This is a genomic window from Klebsiella sp. CN_Kp113 (assembly GCF_040064585.1).
GTDB lineage: Bacteria > Pseudomonadota > Gammaproteobacteria > Enterobacterales > Enterobacteriaceae > Klebsiella > Klebsiella michiganensis.
Genome location: NZ_JBEAID010000026.1, coordinates 68402 through 92509, shown reverse-complemented (window position 1 = coordinate 92509; position 24108 = coordinate 68402). Strand labels below are relative to the sequence as shown.

General features: G+C 54.8%; 20 protein-coding genes and 2 pseudogenes. 11 read left to right on the top strand and 11 right to left on the bottom strand.

Annotated features, from left to right (window positions below; translation table 11 throughout):
• Window positions 1-7: 7 nt before the first annotated feature.
• Window positions 8-820 carry an ABC transporter substrate-binding protein gene (locus ABLV30_RS18250; protein WP_025106182.1) on the bottom strand — a complete coding sequence of 271 codons (813 nt, stop codon included), beginning with the start codon at window positions 818-820 and terminating at the stop codon, window positions 8-10.
• 191 nt (window positions 821-1011) lie between these two features.
• Here ABLV30_RS18250 and ABLV30_RS18245 point away from each other — a divergent pair, with 191 nt between their 5' ends.
• Both ABLV30_RS18245 and ABLV30_RS18240 read left to right on the top strand, forming a co-directional pair.
• Entirely contained in the window at window positions 1012-1908 is an 897-nt protein-coding gene (locus ABLV30_RS18245) for a GntR family transcriptional regulator (protein ID WP_014838004.1), read from the top strand.
• Between the two features lie 51 nt (window positions 1909-1959).
• Complete coding sequence (locus ABLV30_RS18240) at window positions 1960-2745, top strand: SDR family oxidoreductase (protein WP_265800545.1); 786 nt, start codon at window positions 1960-1962, stop codon at window positions 2743-2745.
• 163 nt (window positions 2746-2908) lie between these two features.
• Here ABLV30_RS18240 and ABLV30_RS18235 read toward each other — a convergent pair whose 3' ends face one another.
• The gene (locus ABLV30_RS18235) at window positions 2909-4345 is read right to left on the bottom strand and encodes a DHA2 family efflux MFS transporter permease subunit (RefSeq protein WP_265800547.1); all 1437 of its coding nucleotides are present in this window, start codon (window positions 4343-4345) and stop codon (window positions 2909-2911) included.
• 164 nt (window positions 4346-4509) lie between these two features.
• On the opposite strand from ABLV30_RS18235, the gene ABLV30_RS18230 reads away from it, so the two are divergent.
• Together ABLV30_RS18230 and ABLV30_RS18225 are read left to right on the top strand one after the other, a co-directional pair.
• Window positions 4510-5100: a TetR/AcrR family transcriptional regulator C-terminal domain-containing protein gene (locus tag ABLV30_RS18230; protein ID WP_116280856.1), complete on the top strand. Its 591-nt coding sequence runs from the start codon at window positions 4510-4512 to the stop codon at window positions 5098-5100.
• 90 nt (window positions 5101-5190) lie between these two features.
• On the top strand, window positions 5191-5553 hold the full coding sequence (locus tag ABLV30_RS18225; RefSeq protein ID WP_004849595.1) for a RamA family antibiotic efflux transcriptional regulator: 363 nt from the start codon (window positions 5191-5193) through the stop codon (window positions 5551-5553).
• A 184-nt stretch (window positions 5554-5737) separates the two neighbouring features.
• On the opposite strand, the gene ABLV30_RS18220 is transcribed toward ABLV30_RS18225, so the two are convergent.
• Window positions 5738-7045, bottom strand: a complete 1308-nt coding sequence (locus tag ABLV30_RS18220; protein ID WP_032749714.1) for an alpha-glucosidase/alpha-galactosidase — start codon at window positions 7043-7045, stop codon at window positions 5738-5740.
• Between the two features lie 199 nt (window positions 7046-7244).
• On the opposite strand from ABLV30_RS18220, the gene ABLV30_RS18215 reads away from it, so the two are divergent.
• Window positions 7245-8084, top strand: coding sequence for an AraC family transcriptional regulator (locus ABLV30_RS18215; RefSeq protein ID WP_265800550.1), 840 nt, complete (start codon window positions 7245-7247; stop codon window positions 8082-8084).
• Window positions 8085-8126: 42 nt separating this feature from the next.
• Here ABLV30_RS18215 and ABLV30_RS18210 read toward each other — a convergent pair whose 3' ends face one another.
• The gene (locus tag ABLV30_RS18210) at window positions 8127-8687 is read right to left on the bottom strand and encodes a TetR/AcrR family transcriptional regulator (RefSeq protein ID WP_257198335.1); all 561 of its coding nucleotides are present in this window, start codon (window positions 8685-8687) and stop codon (window positions 8127-8129) included.
• A 216-nt stretch (window positions 8688-8903) separates the two neighbouring features.
• Here ABLV30_RS18210 and ABLV30_RS18205 point away from each other — a divergent pair, with 216 nt between their 5' ends.
• From ABLV30_RS18205 to ABLV30_RS18185, 5 genes are all read left to right on the top strand, one after another.
• Window positions 8904-9728, top strand: coding sequence for an oxidoreductase (locus ABLV30_RS18205; RefSeq protein ID WP_265800553.1), 825 nt, complete (start codon window positions 8904-8906; stop codon window positions 9726-9728).
• A 166-nt stretch (window positions 9729-9894) separates the two neighbouring features.
• Complete coding sequence (locus tag ABLV30_RS18200; protein ID WP_148849938.1) at window positions 9895-10902, top strand: NADP-dependent oxidoreductase; 1008 nt, start codon at window positions 9895-9897, stop codon at window positions 10900-10902.
• 378 nt (window positions 10903-11280) lie between these two features.
• Window positions 11281-11895 (top strand): TetR/AcrR family transcriptional regulator, encoded by a 615-nt coding sequence (locus tag ABLV30_RS18195; protein ID WP_025106190.1) that lies wholly within the window; start codon window positions 11281-11283, stop codon window positions 11893-11895.
• Between the two features lie 75 nt (window positions 11896-11970).
• Window positions 11971-13080, top strand: a complete 1110-nt coding sequence (locus ABLV30_RS18190) for an efflux RND transporter periplasmic adaptor subunit (RefSeq protein WP_025106191.1) — start codon at window positions 11971-11973, stop codon at window positions 13078-13080.
• A complete protein-coding gene (locus tag ABLV30_RS18185; protein WP_047684557.1) occupies window positions 13077-16157 on the top strand; it encodes an efflux RND transporter permease subunit in 3081 nt (1026 codons plus the stop codon). Before ABLV30_RS18190 ends, ABLV30_RS18185 begins: the two co-directional genes overlap by 4 nt.
• 191 nt (window positions 16158-16348) lie before the next feature.
• Here ABLV30_RS18185 and ABLV30_RS18180 read toward each other — a convergent pair.
• The 4 genes and pseudogenes from ABLV30_RS18180 to ABLV30_RS18165 form a co-directional block, all read right to left on the bottom strand.
• A pseudogene (locus tag ABLV30_RS18180) lies at window positions 16349-16676 on the bottom strand (aromatic amino acid transport family protein).
• An 80-nt stretch (window positions 16677-16756) separates the two neighbouring features.
• Window positions 16757-17986, bottom strand: coding sequence for an aminotransferase class I/II-fold pyridoxal phosphate-dependent enzyme (locus tag ABLV30_RS18175; RefSeq protein WP_348865635.1), 1230 nt, complete (start codon window positions 17984-17986; stop codon window positions 16757-16759).
• Complete coding sequence (locus ABLV30_RS18170) at window positions 17959-19098, bottom strand: MFS transporter (protein ID WP_265800557.1); 1140 nt, start codon at window positions 19096-19098, stop codon at window positions 17959-17961. Before ABLV30_RS18170 ends, ABLV30_RS18175 begins: the two co-directional genes overlap by 28 nt.
• 44 nt (window positions 19099-19142) lie before the next feature.
• The gene (locus ABLV30_RS18165) at window positions 19143-20045 is read right to left on the bottom strand and encodes a DMT family transporter (RefSeq protein WP_014228716.1); all 903 of its coding nucleotides are present in this window, start codon (window positions 20043-20045) and stop codon (window positions 19143-19145) included.
• A 213-nt stretch (window positions 20046-20258) separates the two neighbouring features.
• Between ABLV30_RS18165 and ABLV30_RS18160 the strand changes: the two are divergent.
• Window positions 20259-21354, top strand: a pseudogene (locus ABLV30_RS18160) (iron-containing redox enzyme family protein).
• Here ABLV30_RS18160 and ABLV30_RS18155 read toward each other — a convergent pair.
• The 3 genes from ABLV30_RS18155 to ABLV30_RS18145 form a co-directional block, all read right to left on the bottom strand.
• A complete protein-coding gene (locus ABLV30_RS18155; protein WP_004849617.1) occupies window positions 21330-21908 on the bottom strand; it encodes a TetR/AcrR family transcriptional regulator in 579 nt (192 codons plus the stop codon). The pseudogene ABLV30_RS18160 and the gene ABLV30_RS18155 overlap by 25 nt on opposite strands.
• Before the next feature lie 433 nt (window positions 21909-22341).
• Window positions 22342-23307 (bottom strand): aminotransferase class IV, encoded by a 966-nt coding sequence (locus ABLV30_RS18150; protein WP_032693380.1) that lies wholly within the window; start codon window positions 23305-23307, stop codon window positions 22342-22344.
• A 15-nt stretch (window positions 23308-23322) separates the two neighbouring features.
• Window positions 23323-24102 carry an amino acid ABC transporter ATP-binding protein gene (locus ABLV30_RS18145; protein WP_014228719.1) on the bottom strand — a complete coding sequence of 260 codons (780 nt, stop codon included), beginning with the start codon at window positions 24100-24102 and terminating at the stop codon, window positions 23323-23325.
• Window positions 24103-24108 lie beyond the last annotated feature (6 nt).

Below are 24108 nucleotides of genomic sequence, written 5' to 3'. Positions count from 1 at the left end.
TAACGGTTTAGAAAAGGGCAACGGAGTCAGGGAAGTTCCACTTCTCAATCAATTGCTTATAGGTGCCATTTTTGACGAGACCCTGGAGACCTTTCTCCAGCAGGGCCCGGGTTTCGGTGTCGCCTTTACGCACGGCAAACGCGATATGGGTATCCGCTTCGAATTCGTCACCAACCGCGGCAAACATGCCCGCTTTTTCGGTTAACAGGGCGACGGTCCCCGGCGTGGAGAGGAACTCGGCATCGGCGCGGCCCTGGGCGACGGCGACGGCGGAGTCGGTGGCGGCGGGGAAGGTCATGACGTTAATGGCCGGTTTTTTGGCGTCCAGGCAGCGCTGGTTGTCTGCCCGGGCCTGGCTCTCTTCGATCCCGCCGAGCGTCACGGCGATGTTTTTGCCGCAGAGGCTCAGGTCGCGTCCGGTGATTTTTGCCGGGTTACCTTTGCTCACCACCACGCGGCTGCCGATTTTCAGATATGGCACGAAGTCGACCTGCGCGGCACGGGTCGGGTTGACGTACATGGCGGAGTTGATGATATCGAGACGTTTCCCCTGCAGCGCTGGGATAAGCCCTTTGAACTCCATCGGCATCGGCGCAGGCGCCAGTTGGATCTCTTTGCTTAGCGCGTTAATCAGGTCGATATCGAAGCCGGTGAGCTTGCCCTCTTTCACGAACTCAAAAGGCATAAACGTCGCCGCCGTGCCGTAGGTCAGCTTGCCCGGGGCGATGGTTTCCACCGCAGCATGGCTTACCAGCGGAAGTGCGGTCAGTGCGAACATCAAGGTACGCACGCGGCGAAACAGTAAAGAATTGCTGGACATAGTCGTCTCCTGGTTAAGATTTAAATTGAATTTATTGAGTCAATAAATACAATCAAGCGTGTGAAAAAAATGTCTCATCCTGGTGCGTATTGCACGCTAATCGTGCAGTCCTTGCTTTGTTTTGCTGCGTTTTGTTGCCCGTGATATTGTATATATCGATCACAACAATGCATTTCAGGGAACCGTTCTCCATGCAGCCTGACTCCACTGCGAGCAGTCGCCGGATTGCCCGGCAAATACTCGACCTGATATCCGAAGCAAAATTCGATCCAGGTCATCATTTACGGGAGCAACATCTTGCCGATGCGCTGGGCGTGTCGCGTACGCCGGTGCGCGCCGGGCTAAAAGAGTTGACCCGAATGGGGGCGGTTGAAGCGCGTCCGAATCAGGGCTTTTTCCTGCTTAAACGCAGCAATGAACTGGAGCTGCTGGAGATTGAGCAGTCCAAGAGCAATGACCAGAAGCTGTACGAGCAGCTGGTACACGATCGTATTGCGGGTGCGCTGCCGGAATCGTTTACCCAGACCGAAATCAGCCAGCGCTATGATGTCGATCGCGGCGTGCTGACCCGTACGCTGGTCAAGCTATCGGAGGACGGCCTGATTGCCCGTAACGCGGGGCACGGCTGGCGCTTCCTGCAAACCCTCAACTCCGATGTCGCCCTGCGCAACAGCTACGGTTTTCGCCTGATGATTGAACCGACGGCGCTGCTGACGCCCGGCCTGCATGTGGACAGGCAGATGCTTAAACGCCTGCGCGCAAGGCATCTGCGGCTCATCACCCACCCGGATATTACGCAGGTGCCGGCAAAAGAGATTTTCGAAACCGACGCTGAGTTTCACGAGTTGCTGGCAGAAGCCAGCGGCAACCTGTTCGTGTTACAGGCCATTCAGCAACAAAACCGGCTGCGCCGTCTGCTGGAGTTTGGCAGCTATCACAATAAGCGCCGCGTAAAAGCGTGGTGTGAAGAGCATGTTGCCATCATCGATGCTCTGCGAGAGAACAAGCCGGAACTGGCGGCAGAGTTGATGAGAACGCATCTGCAATACGCCTTTGACCAGGTCAATGTTAAAAACGCCCGCGCATAACTGGCATCGCTCTTGCACATATTGCTTCTGAAAATACAATCAGGAGCACTTATGGATTTTCAGATACAACAACGTGTGGCGCTGGTCTGCGGTGCCGGCAGTGGTCTGGGACAGGCTATTGCCCTGTCGCTGGCGCAGGAAGGGGTGAAGGTGGCGGTCACCGGCCGCAGCGCGGAAAAACTGGCGCAAACGGTGGAACGTATCACCTTATTGGGCGGTACTGCCCGCGCCTGGCGGTTGGATCTCGCCGCCCCGGAGCAGTTTGATCGAGTGATTGCCGATATCCGCGAGCGGTGGGGCGATATCGATATTCTGGTTAACAACTCCGGTGGTCCGCCGCCCGCACCGGCGCAGGGGACGGATGGCGCAGTCTGGCAACAGCAGTTTTCAGTCATGGTCGCCTCGTTGATTCAGCTCACCGATAAACTCCTGCCCGGCATGCGCAGCCGCGGCTGGGGACGCATTATTACCACCACTTCATCCGGCGTGATAACCCCCATTCCCGGTCTCGCCCTGTCGAACGCGCTGCGCATGAGCCTGCTCGGCTGGTCGAAAACCCTCGCCAGCGAAGTGGCTGGCGACGGCGTGACGGTGAATGTGATGGTGCCAGGGCGCATCGCGACCGACCGCGTCAGTCAGCTGGATGCTCTCAAGGCGCAACGGGAAAACAGCAGTGCGGAAGTGGTCGCCGAAAAGAGTCGTCAGAGCATTCCGGCCGGGCGCTATGGCGAACCGCAGGAGTACGGCGCCGTCGCTGCGTTTCTGGCAAGCCAGCCTGCCGGCTACATTACCGGCGCGGTGATTCGGGTTGATGGGGGATTGATCGGCGCGATTTAGCCAGCGAGAGTGCGCCATGCCAGCCGGTTCGCAACGGGCTGGCATGACTGCCTATCAGCCGCTCCGAATTGTTTATTTTGCAGGCAACGAAATCCATGTCTGCAAATTTAACCAGCAGGCATTGGGATCGGGTCTGAAAACGATAACTTTTCTGATTAAACTTTTATTCTTCCGGCGTTGTTAAAGTGGAATGGTTCACCATAAATAATGCGCAAAGCGCGAGCAGTACGGCCCCGCCGGTAAGTAGCCACCCGGCGTGATGAAACGCGGCTAAGCTCCCCCGGGTATGGGCAAATCTGACGTAGCAGGCGGTCACCAGCGCCGCGCCCGCCATCGCCCCAACGCGCTGGAGGATATTCAGAACAGGTGCGGCATCAGCCAAGTGACGGCTGCCAGCCATAGCCAGGCCCGCAGCCATCGCGGGCACCGTTGCCAGGGCTAAACCGAACCCTCTGACCGCTATTGCGCCCCCCACAAGCGTATAGCGACTTCCCGCATCAATCATTGCCAGTGGCAATGTGGCAAATGCCGCGAGTAAACCGCCAATGATAAGCACCGTTCGTGGCCCCAGCTTATCGGAGAAGTAGCCGGCCACCGGAAATCCTATCGCCGAGCCGATTAACTGAGGGGTGAGAAGCAGGCCCACTTCAGCAAGCGTTACATGGCAAACGTCGCGGAAATATAAAGGAAGCAGGAACTGACCGCCAAAATTCACCGCGCCGCCGATAGCCATCAATACGGCAGATAAAGTGAAACCCCGATGCTTGAAAAGCTCGAGATGCAGTAAGGGGGACTCAATGCGCAAAGAGCGATAAATAAACAAGCAGGTGAACAGGGCGCCCACGCTGAGCATGGTGACGTTCCAGCCATATTTACCACTATTCAGGCTGAGCTCTTTCATGCCTTCCATCAGCATCGGCAGGCTGCAGAAGACCAGCGCCAGTCCCAGCCAGTCCAGAGAGAGGGGCCTGTCAGTTTTTATTGTCGGACGGGGAAGCAGCTTCCTTCCGGCAAGATAGGCGCACAGACAGAACGGCACCGTGATCCAAAATAACCCTCGCCATCCGCAGATTTCAAGCAGGACCGCGCCCAGCGACGTTCCCAGCAAGGGTGCAATGACGATCGCCACGCCAATCGTGCCAATCACCCGCCCCAGACGTTCGCGTCCGACGACCAGACCAAGAATCGTTTGCCCTGCCGGTACGAGTAATCCCCCTGCCAGACCTTGCATAACTCTTGCGGCAAGCAGCACCTCAAAACGCGGGGAAAGGGCGCAAACTGCCGAAAAAATCGCAAATAAAATAAGGCCATAGAGCCAAAGCTGCGTAGCGCCAAACCGCCTGGCCGCCCATGCGCTCAGCGGAACGCCTGCCGCAAGGGCCATAAGATACGCCGTTGCTATCCATTGTATTGCCGTGTCCGTCACGCCAAGGCCGGCGGCCATCGCGGGCAGCGCCGCGCTCAGCATCGTTGATGAGAGCATCGTTGCAAACGCCCCCAGGGTAATGATGGCCGCCTGCATCCACAGCGTCGGAGGTATGGCGTTTATCGGTCGTGGATGGGTCGTTTCCTTGACCCGCTTGTCTTGATTGATATTCATAAAAAGCCCTCTAAGGACGATGAGCGAAGAAATCTATCATTGATCAATAAACCTATCAATGATAGATTTATTTGCATTAAAGATTCCGTCAGGCGCTGAGTTCAGACAAAATGGCGCTTCACAGACCACTGGCCGGTTTGATGCATCAATAAAGGGGGAATATCATGGCGAAAATCCAGCGAGATCAGGTGATTGAGGCAGCATTAGCATTATTAGATGAGGTCGGCCTCGAAGCGATTACGACCCGTAAGCTGGCACAAAAATTGGGGGTGGAATCAGCGACGTTGTACTGGCATTTCAAGAACAAGGCGAGTTTACTTGAAGAAATGGCTTCCGCGGTTTTAGCCAAACACCATTCCCTGTCTGTCCCCGAAGATATTGCTGAATGGGCAAACTGGCTGGCGGATAACGCCCGTAGTTTCCGGCGCGCTCTGCTCGCCCATCGGGACGGCGCCCTGTTACATGCCGGGACATCACCGGCCCGGGTGGGAGGGGGTACGTTTCGTCCCAAGGTGGCGTATCTTGCGCGCGTCGGTTTCACTGAAGCCGACGCCGCAATGATATTACTCACTCTGAGTGAATACACCCTGGGATGCGTATTAGAGGAGCAGTCCCGCTCGGGCGGTGATGGTAAGCAAATTTTATCAAAGCCATCGCCAGGAAGTGCCTCTATCGAATCGCTGGTTTATCCCCATCCGGATACTGCATTCGAATTCGGTCTGTCATTGATAATGAAAGGGTTATTAGCGCCCTGAGCTTCACGCTGTGCCGGTGACAACATGATGTGCATACCTTACGCAAAAACTATCTTGATAAAACCGGCAGCATTCAGAAGGGGAGGCGACATGTTTATTTCCGAAACAGTAATAGCCGTCATCATTGACTGGATCGACAATAACTTACATAAACCACTGCGTATAGAACAGATAGCCCGTTATTCAGGGTATTCCAAATGGTACCTGCAGCGTTTGTTCTTGCAATATCGAGGCGAGAGCCTCGGGCGCTATATCCGTAATAAAAAACTGGACTCAGCGGCCCGCGATTTACGCGAGACCGATGAGAATATTTACAGTATTGGTTTGCGCTACGGCTATGACTCGCAGCAAACATTCACCCGATTATTTACGCGTCATTTTCATTTGCCGCCCGGTGAGTATCGCAAGAAAAACAAAACAGCCTGTTACGTACCGGGTAAGGCTGAATCTTAATCTCCTTTCCGATAGCCCTGGCAAAGCCGCCGCAGAAAAATCGATGCGAAGAGATTTATCAAAAAATAGAAAAACAGACAGCGCCGAAAAGACAAAACCTCCTGTTCTTTGAGTAAACATGGGGAACGGCGCGGAAAACGCCGCGCCTGGTGAGTTATCAGGAGGTTGCTGGTCAGCAGAGCGATTAATGGTAGGCGGGAAGCCAGCTGCCGTGTGCTTCAATAAGTTCGTCGCACAGTTTGCGGATGTCATCGATCGACAGCTCTGCGGAAGTATGCGGGTCGAGCAGGGCGGCATGGTAGATGGCTTCGCGTTTGCGCGTCACCGCCGCTTCGATGGTCAACAGCTGAGTATTGATGTTGGTCCGGTTCAGCGCTGCCAGCTGCTCCGGCAAATTGCCGACGTAGCATGGCGTGACGCCCTGGCCATCGACCAGGCAAGGGACTTCGACGCAGGCCTCGGAAGGTAAGTTGGTAATCAAGCCGGTGTTGAGCACGTTACCGCCAATTTTGTAAGGCCGATCGGTTTCCATCGCTTCGATGATGTAAGACGCGTATTCATGGGTACGGCTGTGGGTCAGGCTGGTGTCATGGGTCAGCGCCAGTTTCTGCTGCTGCCATTGGTCAATCTGTTCAATACACCGGCGCGGATATTCATCCAGCGGGATATTGAAGCGTTCAATCAGCTCCGGGTAGCTGCGTTTGATCCAGTAAGGCATGTATTCGGCGTTGTGCTCTGACGATTCGGTGACGTAATAGCCGAAAGTTTTCATGATTTCATGGCGCACCATATCATCATGCTTGCCCTGCAGGGCGCTGGCCCGGCGCTTGATTTCCGGGTACAAATCCTCGCCGTGACGGCGAATGTCCAGCAGCCAGGCCATGTGATTAATACCCGCGATATGAAATTGCACGTCGTCGGTTGGCATATCCACGCTTTTCAACAGCGTTTCAGCACACACCTGAACGCTGTGGCACAGTCCTACCGTTTTTACTTCCGTATGGCGCAGCATGGCGCCGGTTATCGTGGCCATCGGATTGGTGTAGTTCAGCAGCCAGGCGTCCGGGCACACGGCTTCAATATCCCGTGCGAAATCAAACAGCACGGGTAGGGTGCGCAGCGCGCGGAAGATACCGCCAATGCCCAGGGTATCGGCAATAGTTTGCTGCAGACCATATTTTTTCGCGATCGTGAAATCGGTGATGGTGCACGGATCGTAGCCGCCAACCTGAATAGCATTCACCACGTAATTGGCGTTTTTCAACGCCGCGCGGCGGTTCTCAACGCCAAGGTAGGCGGCGATCTTCGCTCTGCCCGCATTGGTATTGCGGTTGATATTATTCAACATGGCGAGGGATTCATTGAGACGGGCGCTGTCGATGTCGTACAGCGCAATCTCCACCTCTTTCAACGCCGGCGTCGTCATAATGTCGCCGAGTACGTTCCTGGCGAAAATGGTGCTGCCTGCGCCCATAAATGTCACTTTAATCATGGTATTTCTCCGTTCCTGCTGTTTTCACCAGGCAGAATGTACGCTGCGGAATGAACAGGAAATATGGCTAAATGTGATATTGGTATGGCGAAAAATGATGTCGCTATGAAAGTGTGAGCCAGCTCCGAATCTGGCTGAAACGCGGTGACTTTACTGCAGGCATCTCTGATAACGTGGGTGAAAAGAGAGAGCGCGACTGATGCACAAGGCTTTTACCCTTAATCATACCGACAATATCGAATTGAATTTGTACCAGTACGGCGAGGAGAATTGTCATAAGGGACACCGCTTTGGCCCCGCAGTCCGCCAGCATTACCTATTTCATTATGTGATAAGTGGAACCGGCACATTTTACAGTGAATTTGGCGCTTTTCCTGTCGGCGCCGGGGAGGGGTTTCTGATTCATCCCCATGAGGTGACAACCTACTGCGCTGATAATAGGGATCCGTGGCATTATATGTGGCTTGAGGTCGATGGCCTGATTGCCGCCAGAATTTTCGAGGAGTGTCATCTTAGTCGGCAATCTCCGGTTTATCGCCCCAACCTGAATAAAGACGACTCCAGCGCCTCTGGCTACCTGCGGCAAATTGTCGAACATGGCGATGAATATCCGCTGAAGGTGCAGGGATTGTGCTATCTCTTCTTTTCTTCGCTAATCAGCAATACGCCCGGCGAAAAGGCTTCTCTCCCTGATGATAAAACCCGGCATCTGCAAAGGGCGATCAAAAAAATTGAAAATCGCTACCACGAACATCTGACGGTTGATAGCCTGGCCGCCTATTGCAATATCAATCGCAGCTACCTCTGCCGATTGTTCAAAGGCGCCTACGGTATCGGCCCCAGGGAATACTTGCTTAATTTTCGTATGAATATCGCAGTGAGCCTGCTGAAAAACAGCGCTACGGCGATTAAAGTCGTGGGCATTTCCGTTGGCTATGAAAATCAGCTGCATTTTTCTAAAGCCTTCAGGAAGCTGTACGGCGTATCTCCGGCTAAATGGCGGCAAAAATACCTTTCTGAACAGCAGGCGCTGAGATGACGTTCAGCGCTTATTCTCATCGGCGGTGACTCTGCGCGATCGCTATTTTGCGGGCGTATCCTGATTGAGAATGCGCGATCGACAAACATCCAGAATTTCATCTGCCAGAGAGGAGCTATCAGGACAGGCGCGGGAAAGGACCAGCGCGCCGACAAGATGCGCAATCGTATCGATCAGGTCGGCACGCGTAAGGCCTTCCGCGGCTTTCTCATTTGCGAAGGTGGCCAGCTGAGCTTCAATGCCAGCCGCAAAGGTTGCCTTAATGGCTTCAGATTGACGCGCGGCGTCACTACCCAGAGCCGACATCACACACCCCTTTGCCATGTCATCACGATGTTGGCGGGAGAGGTAATACTCCACAAACGTTTTCCAGCTCACATCGGCCGTACGTTCTGCCGAACGCGTAAAGCCGCAATGCATCGCCTCCGATAATAAATCGGCCTTGGAACCAAAGTGTTTGTAAAACCCTCCGTGGGTTAAGCCAGCCGCTGACATCAGCTCCGCTACGCCTACGCCGTCGTAACCGCGCTCACGAAAAAGTTCTGAAGCCGTTTCAACGATTCGCATCCTGTTTTCGCGAACCTGCTCTTTTGACACTTTCATGGCTTACCCCCCTCAAAACAAAGGCTAAGTATACATTGATGATGATCATAATCAAACCAGTTGACTTTATAGATGATGATCATCATCATTAATCCTGCGCCTTTACCCGCTACCCAGCAGAGGAAGAAACATGACGAATTCCCCCTTATTTCACCCCTACGAACCTGGAACGATAACGCTTGCTAACCTGAACAACATCTTGAGAGCGTACTCAGAATGAACAATAAACGTGTGGCTCTGGTGACAGGCGCTTCTTCAGGCATCGGCGAAGCGACGGCTCATCAACTTTTAGCGGCGGGTTATAAGGTTTATGGCACCAGCCGGCGTGGCTCTCAGGCGGGTACACACCGCTTTCCGCTGCTGACGCTTGATGTGACTGACGATGCTTCGGTCAGGGCCGCTATTGACGATCTGCTGCGCCTGGAGGGGCGGATCGATCTTCTGGTCAATAATGCGGGCTTTGGGGTCGCGCCTGCCGCCGCGGAAGAAAGCTCTATTGAACAGGCCTGGAGCATTTTCGATACCAACTTTTTGGGCATCGTCAGGCTGACGCGGGCTGTGCTCCCTCATATGCGCCATCAGGGCAGCGGGCGCATCATCAATATCGGTTCGATTCTCGGGGTCGTGCCGTTGCCGTATGTCGCGCTTTATGCGGCCAGCAAGCATGCGGTCGAAGGGTACACGGGAGCACTCGACCATGAACTGCGCACCCAGGGCATCAGGGTTTCCGTGATCGAACCTGCCTACATAAAAACGCAGTTTGAAGCCAATAACAGAGAAGCGGATGCAAAGCTGGAAGAGTATGACCTTATCCGGGCTAAGCTGACGAAAGTGGTCAGTAAGGCAATGGCCGAAGCGGAAAGTCCGGAGGTTGTGGCTAAGGTGGTGGTTAAAGCGGCCCAGGCTCTACGGCCCAAGATCCGCTACACGGCAGGATCGCTGGCCGGTAAATTGAATTTCATTCTCCGATTCGGGCCTGCAAAAATCCTGGATAAGGTCGTGCGCAACAGCCTTCAGCTTGATGCGAGAGAGTCATCATGACATTTTCGCGACTGGCCGCGTCAGGCATCGTCGAGCGGCGTGAAGGATATGCTAACGGGCAAATTCTGTTTGCCGTATTTATCGAGCCGTTACTGGGAACCGCTTTTTTACTCGGCAATAGCGGCGCCAGAAAACATATCAGGACAAATACCAGGAAACCAGCACCATGAAAGCCTTCACGTTTAAACGCTACGGTAAATCCCCGGCGCTGGGATTTGATGACGTCGATTATCCCACCCCCGCGGCTGATGAACTTCTGGTTAAAGTTTACGCCGTTGGCCTGAATCCCATTGATAACGTGATTCCTGGCGGCCTGTTCAAACCGATTTTGTCTTTTAAACTTCCCGCAACGCTGGGCAGCGACTTGTCCGGGGTGGTTGTGGCAACGGGAAGCCGCGTGACGCGTTTTAAGCCAGGCGATGAAATCTTCGCCAGTATTTTCGACAGGGGAACCGGTTCTCTTGCCGAATTTGCGCGAGTACCTGAAAATCTCGCTGCCATGAAACCCGCAAACCTGGATTTCGAACAGGCAGCGTCGCTCCCGATGGTGAGTCTCACCGCCTGGCAGGCGCTGACAGAGAGAGCCGGACTGCAGCCAGGGCAGAAGGTGTTCATCCCGGCGGGGTCCGGGGGAATAGGCAGTTTCGCGATCCAGCTGGCAAAGCATCTTGGCGCAAAGGTGGGAACGACCACAAGTTCAGGCAACCTTGCGTGGATGAGTCGTCTTGGCGCAGATGAGGTGGTTGACTACAAAAAGCAGGCGTTTGAAAACGTGCTGAGCGGCTACGATATTGTACTCGGCACTCTCCGGGGAGATTCGATTGAAAAAGCCGTTAAAATACTCAAGCCTGGTGGCAAGATTGTTTCCCTCACCGGACCATTGGATGCCGCGTTCGCCCGTGACCGGGGGTTAAATTTCTTTTTGCGTTTTATCTTTGCGCTGATGAGCCGAAAGATCCTGCGTCTTACACGAGTGCGGGGTCTTAGCTATTCGTTTTTATTTGTCCGCCCCGATGGCGAGCAGCTCGCGCAAATTAGCCAACTCATCGAATCCGGGCAGATCGGGCCTGCGATCGACAAGGTGTTTCCCTTTGCCGAAACAAAGGAGGCGCTGGACTATCTTGCCCGGGGCCATGCTAAGGGAAAGGTGGTCGTTAGGGTGTCTGGGTCATAACCGCAGCGGTTTTCCGCTTCAACAAAAACACTTTCGTTTAAATCCGTCGTCCTTACTCTCCATCGGGAGCGCCCTGAGGACGGCCTTAGCCCGCAGGGAAAAGCGGGCGTCACGCCGTAGCGTTCACTTCCATCATTGAGATAAGCTGTCATAGGTGAGCCGATGCTTTTGTTGGCAAAGGATTTTGTCTGATACAATTTTGCTCGGGGAGCATCCGAATCTGGCCCAACAGCGTATGTCGCCTGACGCGGACGCTCCGGGCAGGTGCCGTCACCTGTGAGGATGATATTGCGCGATCCTGAAACAAGTCGAAATCGTGACTTAATTCTAAAATGGTCACTTGTTGTCAATCAAGGCGCATCACGCTAAGCTGAAAAAATGACTAAGAATATGAACGTCCCACCATCACGCGGCCCGCTCGATCACAGCGTCCGGGAGCAAATCGTCGACGCTGCCTTTGAGCATTTCGGGCATTACGGCTATGAAAAAACCACCGTGGCGGAGCTGGCTAAATCTATCGGTTTTTCAAAATCTTATATCTATAAGTTTTTCGAATCCAAACAGGCTATCGGCGAAGTGATCTGCGCTAACCGCCTGGAAATGATCATGGCCGCGGTACTCTCAGCGGTGGCTGACGCGCCGTCAGCCAGCGAAAAATTACGCCGCCTCTTCCGGGCGCTCACCGAAGCGGGGAGCGAACTCTTTTTTCACGATCGTAAACTTTACGATATTGCCGCCGTCGCCTCGCGGGAGAAGTGGCCTTCAACAGAAAGGTATGCGGAACGGCTGTTAAAGCTGATTGAGAGCATTCTTGTCGAAGGCAGGCAGGCCGGGGAGTTCGAAAGGAAAACCCCCCTTGATGAAGCCACTTATGCGATATATATGGTGATGTGCCCCTTCATCAATCCTGTTCAACTGCAGTTTAATCTCGAAACGGCCCCAACGGCGGCGGTTCTTCTCTCGTCGCTGATTTTAAGAAGCCTGGCCCCCTGATTTGTGACCATTGACTTTATTGGTCACTAGTCTGAGAATGCGGAAACCATCCTGTTATTTGATTAAGGGTTTCCCATGCTCAGGCTTCATTCAGCCCGCTTTGCCGCTTGTCTTCTGCCGTTGGCCCTCGTGGCCTGCGGTGATAACGCCTCGAGTGACGATCCGCGCACCCAGCCGCCGCTCGTCAGATCCGCATCCGTAGAACTCGCGCACGATACCTCTCGCACCTATACCGGCGTGGTGGTGGCAAGAACGCAAAGCGATCTTGGTTTTAGAGTGCAGGGTAAGATCCTTGAACGCTTTGTTGATACTGGCCAGACCGTTAAGCGCGGTCAGCCGCTGATGCGGCTGGATCCCGCCGACCTGAAGCTGCAGGCCGTGGCTCAGCAACAGGCCGTTGACGCCGCCAGGGCGCGGGCGCGAAAAGCCATCAGCGATGAGGCGCGCTACCGTGGCCTCGTTGGCGCTGGCGCAGTCTCCGCCTCGGAGTATGACCAGATCAAAGCGGCGGCAGATTCCGCGAAAGCGGATCTCAGCGCAGCCCAGGCGCAGGCAAACGTGGCGCAAAATGCCACGGGCTATGCCGTGCTGCTGGCCGACTCTGACGGCGTGGTGATGGAGACGCTTGCCGAACCCGGTCAGGTTGTCAGTGCCGGGCAGGCGGTGATCCGGCTGGCCAGAGCGGGGCAGCGAGAGGCGTTGGTACAGCTGCCGGAGACGCTGCGCCCCGCCATCGGCAGCGAAGCGCTGGCGACGCGCTATGGCGACGAAACGCAGCCCGTCGCCGCAAAACTGCGCCTGCTTTCCGATGCCGCCGATGCCACCACCCGTACCTTTGAGGCGCGGTACGTGCTGGAAGGCCCGTTAGCCAACGCGCCGCTGGGGGCGACAGTAACGCTGCACATCAAAAAACAAAGTGGGGAAAGCCAGGTCATGCAGGTGCCGCTGGCCGCGCTTTATGATGCGGGCAAGGGACCGGGCGTCTGGCGGATCTCCGCGCAGCCAGCCAGGGTCGCATGGCAGCCCGTCAAGGTGCTGAGCGTGGGCGAGGAGGAGGCGCAGGTAACGGGCGAGGTGAAGCCCGGTGAGAAGATCGTTGCGCTAGGGGCGCATCTTCTGCACGAGGGTGAGGCTGTCCGCCTGGCCGGGCAACCGGATACGGCCCGGACGGGGGATAAACCATGAGCCAGGGCCGCTTTAACCTGTCAGCGCTTGCGGTGCGCGAGCGCTCGGTCACGCTGTTTTTGATTATTCTGGTGACCATCGCCGGTATTTACGCCTTTTTTGGCCTCGGGCGAGCGGAGGATCCCCCCTTTACGGTTAAGCAAATGACGGTTATCACCGTCTGGCCCGGCGCGACCGCGCAGGAGATGCAGGATCAGGTGGCTGAGCCGCTGGAAAAACGCCTGCAGGAGCTCAAATGGTATGACCGCACGGAAACCTATACCCGGCCCGGCATGGCCTTTATCACGCTCTCACTCCAGGACAATACGCCGCCATCACAGGTGCAGGAAGAGTTCTACCAGGCGCGGAAGAAGCTTGGCGATGAAAGCAGAAACCTCCCCGCCGGCGTGACGGGGCCGATGATAAATGATGAATTTGCCGACGTCACTTTCGCCCTGTTTGCGCTGAAAGCGAAAGGAGAACCGCAGCGCCTGCTGGTCCGCGATGCCGAAACGTTACGCCAGCAGCTCCTGCACGTCCCGGGGGTCAAGAAAGTCAATATTATCGGCGAACAGGCCGAACGGATTTATATCTCCTTCTCCCATGAGCGTCTGGCTACCATGGGGCTCTCGCCGCAGGATATTTTCAATGCGCTGAATAACCAGAACGCATTAACCGCGGCAGGTTCAATTGAAACGCGCGGCGCGCAGATCTTTATCCGCCTCGATGGCGCTTTCGATGAATTGCAGAAGATCCGCGATACGCCATTTATTGCTCAGGGTAAAACGCTCAAGCTGTCCGATGTGGCAACGGTAGAACGCGGTTATGAAGATCCGCCCACTTTGCAGATTCGCAACCAACATGAACCTGCGCTGCTGCTGGGGATCGTGATGCGTGAAGGCTGGAATGGGCTGGCGTTGGGTAAAGCGCTGGATGCCGAAACGGCAAAAATCAATGCCAGTATGCCGCTGGGGATGACCCTGACGAAAGTCACCGATCAGTCCGTGAATATCAGCGCCGCAGTCGATGAGTTTATGATCAAATTCTTCGTCGCCCTGCTCGTGGTGATGGTGGTCTGTTTTGTCAGCATGGGGTGGCGCGTGGGGGTCGTGGTCGCGGCGGCGGTTCCCCTGACGCTGGCGGTTGTTTTTGTGGTGATGGAGGCCGCCGGTATCAACTTTGACCGCGTGACGCTGGGCTCCCTGATTCTTGCGCTGGGCTTACTGGTTGACGACGCGATAATCGCCATCGAAATGATGGTGGTGAAAATGGAGGAGGGCTACGACAGAATCAAAGCCTCCGCCTACGCCTGGAGCCATACCGCCGCGCCCATGCTGGCCGGTACCCTGGTCACGGCTATCGGCTTTATGCCGAATGGTTTCGCCCAGTCCACCGCCGGGGAATACACCAGCAATATGTTCTGGATTGTCGGCCTCGCCCTGATTGCTTCATGGCTGGTCGCCGTTGTTTTCACCCCTTATCTGGGGGTGAAAATGCTGCCGGATATCGCAAAGGTAGAAGGGGGGCATACCGCCATCTATGACACGCCGCGCTATAACCGCTTTCGCCGCCTGCTGACCCGGGTTATCGCCAGGAAATGGCTGGTGGCCGGTTCCGTTATCGCGCTTTTCGCGCTGGCGGTCATGGGGATGGGGCTGGTGAAAAAACAGTTTTTCCCCACCTCTGACCGCCCGGAAGTGCTCGTTGAAGTGCAGATGCCCTATGGTACCTCGATTGAGCAGACCAGCGCGGCAACGGCAAAAATAGAGGACTGGTTGGAAAAACAGCCAGAAGCCAGGATAGTTACCGCCTACATTGGCCAGGGTTCACCGCGTTTTTACCTGGCGATGGCCCCCGAACTCCCCGACCCGTCGTTTGCCAAAATAGTGATATTGACGGACAGCCAGGCATCACGCGATGCGCTCAAATTGCGGCTGCGGCAAGCCGTGGCCAGCGGACTGGCGCCTGAAGCACGCGTTCGCGTGACGCAGCTGGTGTTTGGCCCGTATTCCCCTTTCCCGGTCGCCTGGCGAGTGATGGGGCCGGATACCGATACGCTGCGCGACATCGCGGACCGGGTTAAGGGCGTGCTGCAGGCAAGCCCGATGATGAGGACCGTCAACACCGACTGGGGATCGCGCGTGCCGACACTGCATTTCACCCTCGATCAGGACCGTCTACAGGCAACCGGCTTAACGTCCAATGCCGTTGCTCAGCAGCTCCAGTTCCTGCTATCGGGCATTCCCATCACCGCCGTGCGGGAAGATATTCGCTCGGTGCAGGTGACGGGGCGCGCCGCGGGGGATATACGTCTGGATCCGGCCAAAATTGAGGGGTTTAGCCTGGTCGGCAATGCGGGCCAGCGCATCCCGCTCGCGCAAATCGGGAAGGTGGAGGTCAGAATGGAAGATCCTTTACTGCGTCGCCGCGACAGAACGCCCACGATTACCGTGCGGGGGGATATTGCCGACAATCTTCAGCCGCCGGACGTTTCCGCCTCCATCATGAAACAGCTGCAGCCGATTGTGGACTCGCTTCCGCCAGGGTACCGCATCGAAATGGCGGGGTCGATTGAGGAATCGGCTAAAGCCACCCGGGCGATGGCGCCGCTGTTCCCCATCATGATCGCCCTGACGCTGCTGATCATCATTGTGCAGGTGCGCTCAATGTCGGCCATGGTTATGGTATTTCTTACCGCTCCGCTCGGGCTTGTCGGCGTGGTTCCCGCGCTGCTGCTTTTCAATCAGCCATTTGGTATCAACGCCCTCGTCGGGCTGATTGCGCTTTCGGGCATTCTGATGCGTAATACGCTGATTCTTATCGGGCAGATTCACCATAATGAGAAAGAAGGTCTCGATCCGTACCATGCGGTCATCGAAGCGACGGTGCAGAGAGCCAGGCCCGTCTTACTGACGGCCATGGCCGCCGTTCTGGCGTTCATTCCTCTGACCCATTCGGTGTTCTGGGGGACGCTCGCCTATACCCTGATTGGCGGGACGTTGGGGGGAACCGTCATGACGCTGGTGTTCTTGCCCGCCATGTATGCGATCTGGTTCAGGATCCGTCCTGAAGCCCGGCGCCATGCTGAACAACATTAAGGCGCTCGCCTGCCTGCTCAACGAACGCCTGGCGTGACCGTCCGAAAGCAGAGAAAAGCGCCGCAGTCCGCGGCGCTTTTCATCACGCCTGAATATAGCGATGAATATTGGGCCCCATGGTGTATTGTGCGGCTGTCAGATTGGGAAAACCGGGAGTTTTTGAATATCCGGGTTATCCCGGTTCTTTTTTATTAAAGAAAAGCGTAAATCATCACTAGCCAGAGTATGGCTCCAACGGCAATAATCCTTTTCAGGATGAAGTTACTGGCCGGGAAAAAATATACCGCCGGCAGTGCGGAACGCCTGGCCTTAATGAGTAAATAAGGCGGCAATAATATACTCCACAGCACCAGCGAGATGCCGGCGAAGGCCAGGGCAGACAAAAATCCTTGCGGGGCAAATACAGGCCAGCGCGGCAGGAAAATAGGTCAAAAATATGGCCAGCGGGCGTGAGCCCCGGCGGTTAATTTTGTTCAGCATATCCTCGAGATAATCACTCAAACCGATTGAGGCTGACATCAGTAAGGCTAAAACGGCAATACATCCAAAAGAGACCAGCATCCGTAGGCGGCCTGCCGAAGCAGGCCGGCAGCAGCTATTTATTTCGTGGCTTCAGCCAATGATTCTTTGAAGTTTTTATGGAAGTCGTCGATTTGCCCGCTCTCGTGGAGCGCCGACAATGCGCAGCGCAGAATGGCGTGCCCTTCTTCAACGGTTGGATACATCGCCACGGTCGTCGCGAAGCCGCGATCGTGCAGTTTTTTGCACATCGTGATGGCGAGATCTTCGTTACCAATCAGGATCCCCCGAATCGGCATCGTCGTACCCCGGTTAACGATGTCGATCTTGCCGAAAACTTCATCAAAATAGCGAATGACGTTCTGAAGCTTCTCCTGGCGGGCAGCGACGGTGCCGTCCAGGTGGAGATCGGCGGCGGCTACGCAGGCGGCAATTCCAGGCAATGAAGGCGGCCCACCAAAGGCGTAGGTTGTGCCGTAGGTCTTAATAAAATTGATAGTCTCAGCGTCGCGACAGGCGATAAATCCGCCGTGTGAGCCAAAGGCTTTAGACAGCGAGCCGGCGATAATAATACGCTCGTCAAGCCGATGGCCGAGGCATGACATAACGTATCCGGAACCGTACTCTCCGTAGATAGAGGTGCCGTGCGCATCGTCTATATACGCGTAGCCGTCATACTGATGCGCCAGGCGGACAATATGCGCGACGGGGGCGACGCCGCCCATTGAGCCTACGCTGTCGGATACCGAGATCGGCGTTAAACCCTGGCTGGCCGCATAGCGAAAAGCCTCTTCAATCCGCGCCTTATCCTGAAAATCAATTCTGACGACTTCCCCAAACTGCTGTAAAAGCGCGCGGTTGATCTGCAACGTCGCGTGCGCGGTCTTCTCCATAATAAAGTAGGGTTTTTTGCTGAACGTAAAATGCGGCAGCGTCCCGGATGCCAGCAGCGGCAGCACCGCGATATGGCAAGGGGTCACGGCGTTAAACGTCAGAGTATGAGCCCCATGCATGATGTCGTTCAGTCGTGCTTCCAACTGCGGGAACAGATCGACTTTTACCCGCGTTCTGGCGACAGAAACCTGCACGCCAAAACGCTCAATGGCGTCGACAACCGCTTTTTTCAGCGCCGGGTGAGTCTCTAGCCCAAGATAAGAGCATGAGACAAATTCCACCATTTTTCTGCCATCTTCGAGGGTGATGACCTTACCGTCCCTTTTTACCGCGACCAGTTCATTAATATGTTCAGAGAATACCCGGGTCTGATATTTTAGCGACCTGTCTATTTTCCTTTTTTGCCAGTTTTCCATTGCGTTACCTTCATTGTCGTGACTACCAGAAGAGACAGAATTGCCAGCGTTAACGTGCTTGCACCGAGGGTTCTGTCAAACCCCATACCGGTATCCGTTAGTTTTACGGCGAAATAGCTGATGGCGCCGGCGCTCACCGTTTGAATAAATCCGGTGACGGACGCCGCAATACCTGTTTTGCTGCCTTTGATTTGCAGCGCGATAAAATTCGCGCTCGGGTAATAGGCGCCAAGGGTGAGGTTAAAAACCATCGATCCGGCGATACATAATAGTAGTGAGTGGCTGCCGATAATAAATGGGGTAACCGCCAGCGCATTCAGGATAAATAAAATCCACGGGTTAATTATTCGCTCGAATTTGGCGATCTGATTGCCAATAATAAAAAATAATACGGAAGCAGAAAAGAGCAACGAGTAGTGCATGGTGCTTAGCCCCAGCTGCTGCATAAAAATGGCCGGCGACAGCGAGATATAGCAAAACAGCGAACTCAGAATCAGCGAAACCAGCAGCGTTCCCTGAATAAATGCCGGGGTGATAAACCCGGAAGAGGAGGGCGCCGCGACCGCATTATGCTGCTCAAGGCGACGCGGAGAGAGCACAAGGGTGACGACGCTAAACAGGGCCATAACCAGGAATATCCAATTCCAGCTCAGATAGCCGAGGAGTGCGGCGCCGGCCAGCGGCGCAATAAGAGGAACCACCGCGCTGGCGGAAGAAATATCGGAAAGCGCGCGCTTGAGCGTTAGCGGGGAGAACGTCTCTTTAGCGATAGCTTTAGACAGGACCGGCCCGGCGCCGGCGCCCAGGGCCTGTAATGCCCTGCCGGCCAACAGCATCATTAAACTATCGGACATAAAACAGAGGAGGCTGCCCGCGAGGAAAAGCAAAAAGCTGGCCGTCAGTACGCGTAATTTACCCAACTTTTCGCCAAGAAATCCTGATAATAACTGGCTCGCCGCGTATATCACCAGAAAACCACTAATGGTTAACTGAATAGCCGAATAATCGGTATTAAACGCTTTTTGTAATAGGGGCAGCGCGGGCACGATCATATCTGTCGCCAGCGCGGAAACCGATGCGGCGAGAATAAGGTATAAGTATATCCTGAGCATATTAAACTCTTCGGTGAATATGGGTTAAAACGTTAGATTATTATTTATGAATACGCCGCTGCTTTTTTAGCGAATGAGCAAATCGCGATTCCGGTCAAAATTAACAGCGAGCTCAGTAAATGATAGAGATGCGGCTGGGTATGTAAAAACACAATGCTTAATATGCCGCCGGAAAGCGGAATAATATGGGTATAAATCTCACCGCGAGTCGCGCCAATAGCCGCGATGCCTTTATTCCAGAACAGGTAGGCCAGCCATGAGGGGAAAATCACCAGATACGCCAGTCCAGTAAGGAAAGCGATATCGTGGTAGGCGGCGAATGAGGTGGCGGGGTGCAGCCACAGCCAGAAAATCACCACCGGAAGCAGAATAAGGGCGCCAAGAAGCGAACTGACGGCGACGAAAGCATTGGCGGGGATACGACGATCTTTGTTACGCAACAGCGAGCAGTATACTGCCCAGCTTAGCGCCGAGCCCATTGCCCACAGATCGCCCTGGCTAAACCCTTTTAGCCCCTCTGCGTTGCTCAGGTTGCCATGCAGCAGGAGCAGCAGCACCCCTGCGGTACTAAAGATCACGCCCCACCAGTTCCGCGCCGATACCCGGTCATGGAAGATCAGGCGATTAATCATCAGCACCATACAGGGGGTCGCAGACATGTAAATCGCCGCGTTCAGCGCAGACGTCGACTGCAGACCAATATAGAGGGTTAAGGGAAAGCTCACCTGTCCACACAGCGTTAGAACCAGCAGCGTTGCGCCATTCTGGCGGAACAACGGCCGACTGTCGCGGATTTGACGCTGATACAGCAATACCAGCAGTAGTGCGGTCAACGCCCATCTCGCTTCGGTCATGAGAATCGGATCCGCGCCCTGAACGAGAATATGCCCTACGACATAATTCCCTCCCCAAAACAGGGCCGCCAGCGTGAGTAACAGGTAAGGCATGCTCATTCCTTGCATCGCTTAGAACTGTACTAAATGGTAACTTTATTTTTTTTAATATATCAATTAAATTTTATGGTTATTGGGGGGTTTTATTATTTTTTTATTTTAAATCATGTGTTTAAAAATTAGTTACCTGTGTGCAAAAAATCTGATTGCAGCATATTTGTCTGTACGATAACGTATACATACCATGCATTAAACAGGGATAAATCAATGCGTAAGACAGAAAATGGTTTCACCGGGAACGAACAACATTCCGCAATGGCCAGGCTCTCTCTGGATGACATGATTGACCAGCTTCTTCACAGCAACGCGCTTTCACTGAAACTGACGGCCAATCCGCTACTGGCGGACAGAGCCTGGTACCTGACCGAAAATACCTGTACTAAGGCTTTTACCGCCAACGATCCGCAAGCGAAAAAACGTGCCCACAGCGCGCTGTTTAAACTCTACCAGGCGTGGCTGGCGGAGCCGCTATCGGCGGCGGCAAAAAACCAGTTTCATCCATTACTCTGCGGGATCAGAAGCTACATCGAATCAGAATGGCTCCGGGTGGAAAAAAAACGTTTCAGTTTCCCGATACCCGCGCTTGACGCCGGGAATATCGTTGAGGAACTCCGTCATTTATGTCAGAAACATCCGGCTTCGCACCATCCCCTCTTTGATTTCCTCTCCTCTTCCGCCTCTGCTACGCAAATAGACTATTTCTTCAAAAGCGATAGCGCGCTCAATTTGCTGTTTTTCGATCTGGTCGCGATGGGGCTGGTCGGCTCTCTGCCAGAAACGCGTGCAGAAATTGCCCAGAACCTTTGGGATGAAATAGGCCAGGGCAGCCAGGAGTTTACGCACGTTAATTTGTATAAGGATTTGCTGAAGCGCAGAGATATTGCGCTACCTGAAAACCATTTCGCCCATCTGTATGACTGGCAGGGGCTCGCCGGGTATAACGCGTTCATGCTGGGCGGCGTTAACCGTCAGCATTACTACAAATCGCTCGGCGTGATGGCGATGACGGAACTGCTGGACCCGCCGCAGTACCAGAAGCTCGTGACCGGGTGCCGTCGCATTGGCCTTACGGATCGCGACGTGCATTATTACGCGGAACATATCGAGGTTGATATCGGTCACGCCGATGGGTGGCTGAATAACGTTATCGTTCCGATCGGCAATAAAAACCCGGCTGCGCTGGAGGAGGTCTACGTTGGCGCAGCGCTGCGTCTTCAGACCTGCTGCGATTACTACGATTGTCTGCTGGAGGCGTTACGTACCGTTGTTGAACGCGAGTCAGAGGGTGCCGCCCTCTGAATAAATAAGCGCTTTTGCCGCGCTCCAGGCCGTTATTCCGGGAGGGATCTCCCGGCATTCCGAGGACTCCGCCTGCTGAGCGGCAATGGCGCCGTCAATCAGCATGAGCATCATCATCGCCACCCGTTCCGCAGGTTCCGGTTTTAACAGCAGGGTAAGAATGTCGCGGAAAAACTGGTAGAGGCGCGATTTAAACCGTGAGCATGTCGCCCGGATAGCGGAAGACGAGGTTCCATATTCAAACAGGGCGCGGGTGAACATGCAGCCGTGGAAATCCTCACAGGTGAACCAGTTATTGTAATATTCGAAGACGGCAAACAGCTTCTCGCGGCCCGAAGGTTTATCGGCGGTAATCTCCTGCAGCGCCTGCATAAACTCACTCTCTTTCTGCTGTAAAATATCAAGAATGAGCGCCTCTTTATCCGCATAGTAGCGGTAGAAGGTCATTTTGGAGATGCCCGCATTCTCCGATATCCGGTCAATACTCGGCGACTGATATCCCTCTTTGTTAAACAGAGACATTGACTGGCGGATAATTTCCGCTTGTTTTGGCTTCATACTGTTTCCCGTGGAATGAAGTAATACAGAGGGTTTCTGGTAGCGAGCAGTCATTCATTTGATATGGCGGGCGGCACGCTGCAACGACGTATGCGCAATGTCATCCCGATGGCCGATATCCCAGCCCCTGCGGTGAGCGGCATCAGTGAACGCGTTGACCCATAAAAATTGTTGTCGATTCTTACATCCGGCTGCAAAAAAAGCAAAAATCCCTCAGGCGATCTTTGCGCTACGCGAATCAGGGCTGCGCTGGGCCGTCACGTTATGCCCTTAGCCCTCCACGCTGCGCGCGGGGAGGATAAAGAGAGGCCCGGGAGAAGTCAGCATCCCCCCCGAACAGGGGGTGATGTTTTTGTGATGCACATCATAAAATAACACCTGGTTATTGTGATGTTATTTGCAGTCAATGGATTTGCATTTGAATCAACCCGCGCTATCTCTGCGGGTTTTTTTTCGTCCGGCGATGGTCGGCGGGCGGCGACTCCGCCTGCTGTAAATAGTCCTGATACCAGCCGCTGATACGTCGGGTCACCGGATTTTCGTTGAGGTCGAAGCGCCTGCCGTCGAGCCTGTTTACCGGGGTAATACCTGCCAGCGTTCCGGTGACAAAAGCTTCGTCCGCAGTGAAGGCTTCGGCAAGAGTAAAGGATCTTTCCTGCACGCCGAGGCCCTGCTGGCGCGCCAGTGACAAGATAGTGTGGCGGGTAATACCGTTAAAGCAGTACAGGCCGTTTGAGGTCCACAGCTCGCCCTGGCGTACGATAAAAAAGTTGGTGGAATTGCAGCTGGCGACAAACCCATGAGGGTCCAGCATCAGCGCTTCATCTGCGCCGGCGTCCAGCGCCTGCAATAGCGCCTGGATCAAATTCAGGCGGCTGTGGGAATTAAGACGCAAATCGAAAACATCCGGCGCGCTGGTACGATAGGTCGAGGTGAACAGGGCAAGGCCGCGCCGTTTGGCCTGTTCATCCACAACCTTATATTCCGCCACGCAGACGATAGTGGCGCCGCCGAGGATAAAGCGCGGGTCCTGATTTGGCGTGCGCTTTTTGCCGCGGGTGATCATGAGCCGCAGATGGGCGCCGTCCGTCATACCGTTGATCTTCAGCGTGCTGTACATAATATTGGTTAGCTCCTCACGACTATGGCCGATATTGAGCTGGATAGCGGCCGCCCCGGCAAACAGGCGATCGAGATGCGCCTGAAGGGCGATCAGCTTGCCGTTCACCAGCCGCAGCCCCTCCCAGACCCCGTCGCCGCAGACGTAGCCGGAATCGAAAACGGAAACCGTGGCGCGATCGCGGTGAACGAATTCGCCGTTGACGTACACCTGCACATTGTCGTTGCGCGTATCCTGCAGGTACGCCTGACTGCTTTGAGCGGAGAGAGCTAAACTCATCATGTTTCCTTGCGGTTAAAATGCCCGTTCAGCGAAACGGGAAAGGAAGGCCTGGGTGCGCGGTTGGCGCGGATGGCGCAGCACCTCTTCCGGGGTGCCCATTTCATGAATCACGCCGTTTTCGATAAAAATCACCCGATCGGCGAAATGCCAGGCAAAGCCCAGCTCATGAGTGACCAGCAGCAGCGTCCGCCCCTCATCTGCCAGTTCACGGATGGTATGCAGCACTTCCCCCACGAGTTCAGGGTCGAGGGACGAGGTGGGCTCATCGAATAATATTATCTCTGGCGCCATTGCCAGGGCGCGAGCAATAGCGACGCGCTGCTGTTGACCGCCGGACAGGCTGCCGGGCCAGGCCTGGTGCTTATGGCCGAGCCCCACTTTTTCCAGCTGCGCGTGGGCAATGCGCATCGCCTCTTCGCGACGCATCTTTTTCACCGATATCAGGGCTTCGCTGACATTTTGCAGCACCGTCAGATGCGGGAAGAGATTAAATTGCTGAAACACCATCCCCACGCGCTGGCGAACATCGCTCAGCTGTTTTTCGCTATAGCGCCGCTGACCGCGGCTGTCGATTTTACCGAGGGTAACGCCGTCCAGTTCTACGGTGCCAGCGCTGGGTATTTCCATAAAGTTCAGACAGCGCAGCAGGGTGCTCTTACCCGAGCCGCTGCCGCCAATGATGGCGATTTTCTCACCGGCATAGATATCTAAATCGATGCCCTGTAACACGCTTTGCGCACCAAAGCGTTTGTGCAGGGCGCGTATCCGCATGACGACTTTTTTCTCTGACATGGCCTT

Coding starts and splice junctions, on each gene's coding strand:
- ABLV30_RS18250 (WP_025106182.1), bottom strand. CDS start 820: ATGTCCAGCAATTCTTTACTGTTTCGCCGCGTGCGTACCTTGATGTTC.
- ABLV30_RS18245 (WP_014838004.1), top strand. CDS start 1,012: ATGCAGCCTGACTCCACTGCGAGCAGTCGCCGGATTGCCCGGCAAATA.
- ABLV30_RS18240 (WP_265800545.1), top strand. CDS start 1,960: ATGGATTTTCAGATACAACAACGTGTGGCGCTGGTCTGCGGTGCCGGC.
- ABLV30_RS18235 (WP_265800547.1), bottom strand. CDS start 4,345: ATGAATATCAATCAAGACAAGCGGGTCAAGGAAACGACCCATCCACGA.
- ABLV30_RS18230 (WP_116280856.1), top strand. CDS start 4,510: ATGGCGAAAATCCAGCGAGATCAGGTGATTGAGGCAGCATTAGCATTA.
- ABLV30_RS18225 (WP_004849595.1), top strand. CDS start 5,191: ATGTTTATTTCCGAAACAGTAATAGCCGTCATCATTGACTGGATCGAC.
- ABLV30_RS18220 (WP_032749714.1), bottom strand. CDS start 7,045: ATGATTAAAGTGACATTTATGGGCGCAGGCAGCACCATTTTCGCCAGG.
- ABLV30_RS18215 (WP_265800550.1), top strand. CDS start 7,245: ATGCACAAGGCTTTTACCCTTAATCATACCGACAATATCGAATTGAAT.
- ABLV30_RS18210 (WP_257198335.1), bottom strand. CDS start 8,687: ATGAAAGTGTCAAAAGAGCAGGTTCGCGAAAACAGGATGCGAATCGTT.
- ABLV30_RS18205 (WP_265800553.1), top strand. CDS start 8,904: ATGAACAATAAACGTGTGGCTCTGGTGACAGGCGCTTCTTCAGGCATC.
- ABLV30_RS18200 (WP_148849938.1), top strand. CDS start 9,895: ATGAAAGCCTTCACGTTTAAACGCTACGGTAAATCCCCGGCGCTGGGA.
- ABLV30_RS18195 (WP_025106190.1), top strand. CDS start 11,281: ATGACTAAGAATATGAACGTCCCACCATCACGCGGCCCGCTCGATCAC.
- ABLV30_RS18190 (WP_025106191.1), top strand. CDS start 11,971: ATGCTCAGGCTTCATTCAGCCCGCTTTGCCGCTTGTCTTCTGCCGTTG.
- ABLV30_RS18185 (WP_047684557.1), top strand. CDS start 13,077: ATGAGCCAGGGCCGCTTTAACCTGTCAGCGCTTGCGGTGCGCGAGCGC.
- ABLV30_RS18175 (WP_348865635.1), bottom strand. CDS start 17,986: ATGGAAAACTGGCAAAAAAGGAAAATAGACAGGTCGCTAAAATATCAG.
- ABLV30_RS18170 (WP_265800557.1), bottom strand. CDS start 19,098: ATGCTCAGGATATACTTATACCTTATTCTCGCCGCATCGGTTTCCGCG.
- ABLV30_RS18165 (WP_014228716.1), bottom strand. CDS start 20,045: ATGCCTTACCTGTTACTCACGCTGGCGGCCCTGTTTTGGGGAGGGAAT.
- ABLV30_RS18155 (WP_004849617.1), bottom strand. CDS start 21,908: ATGAAGCCAAAACAAGCGGAAATTATCCGCCAGTCAATGTCTCTGTTT.
- ABLV30_RS18150 (WP_032693380.1), bottom strand. CDS start 23,307: ATGAGTTTAGCTCTCTCCGCTCAAAGCAGTCAGGCGTACCTGCAGGAT.
- ABLV30_RS18145 (WP_014228719.1), bottom strand. CDS start 24,102: ATGTCAGAGAAAAAAGTCGTCATGCGGATACGCGCCCTGCACAAACGC.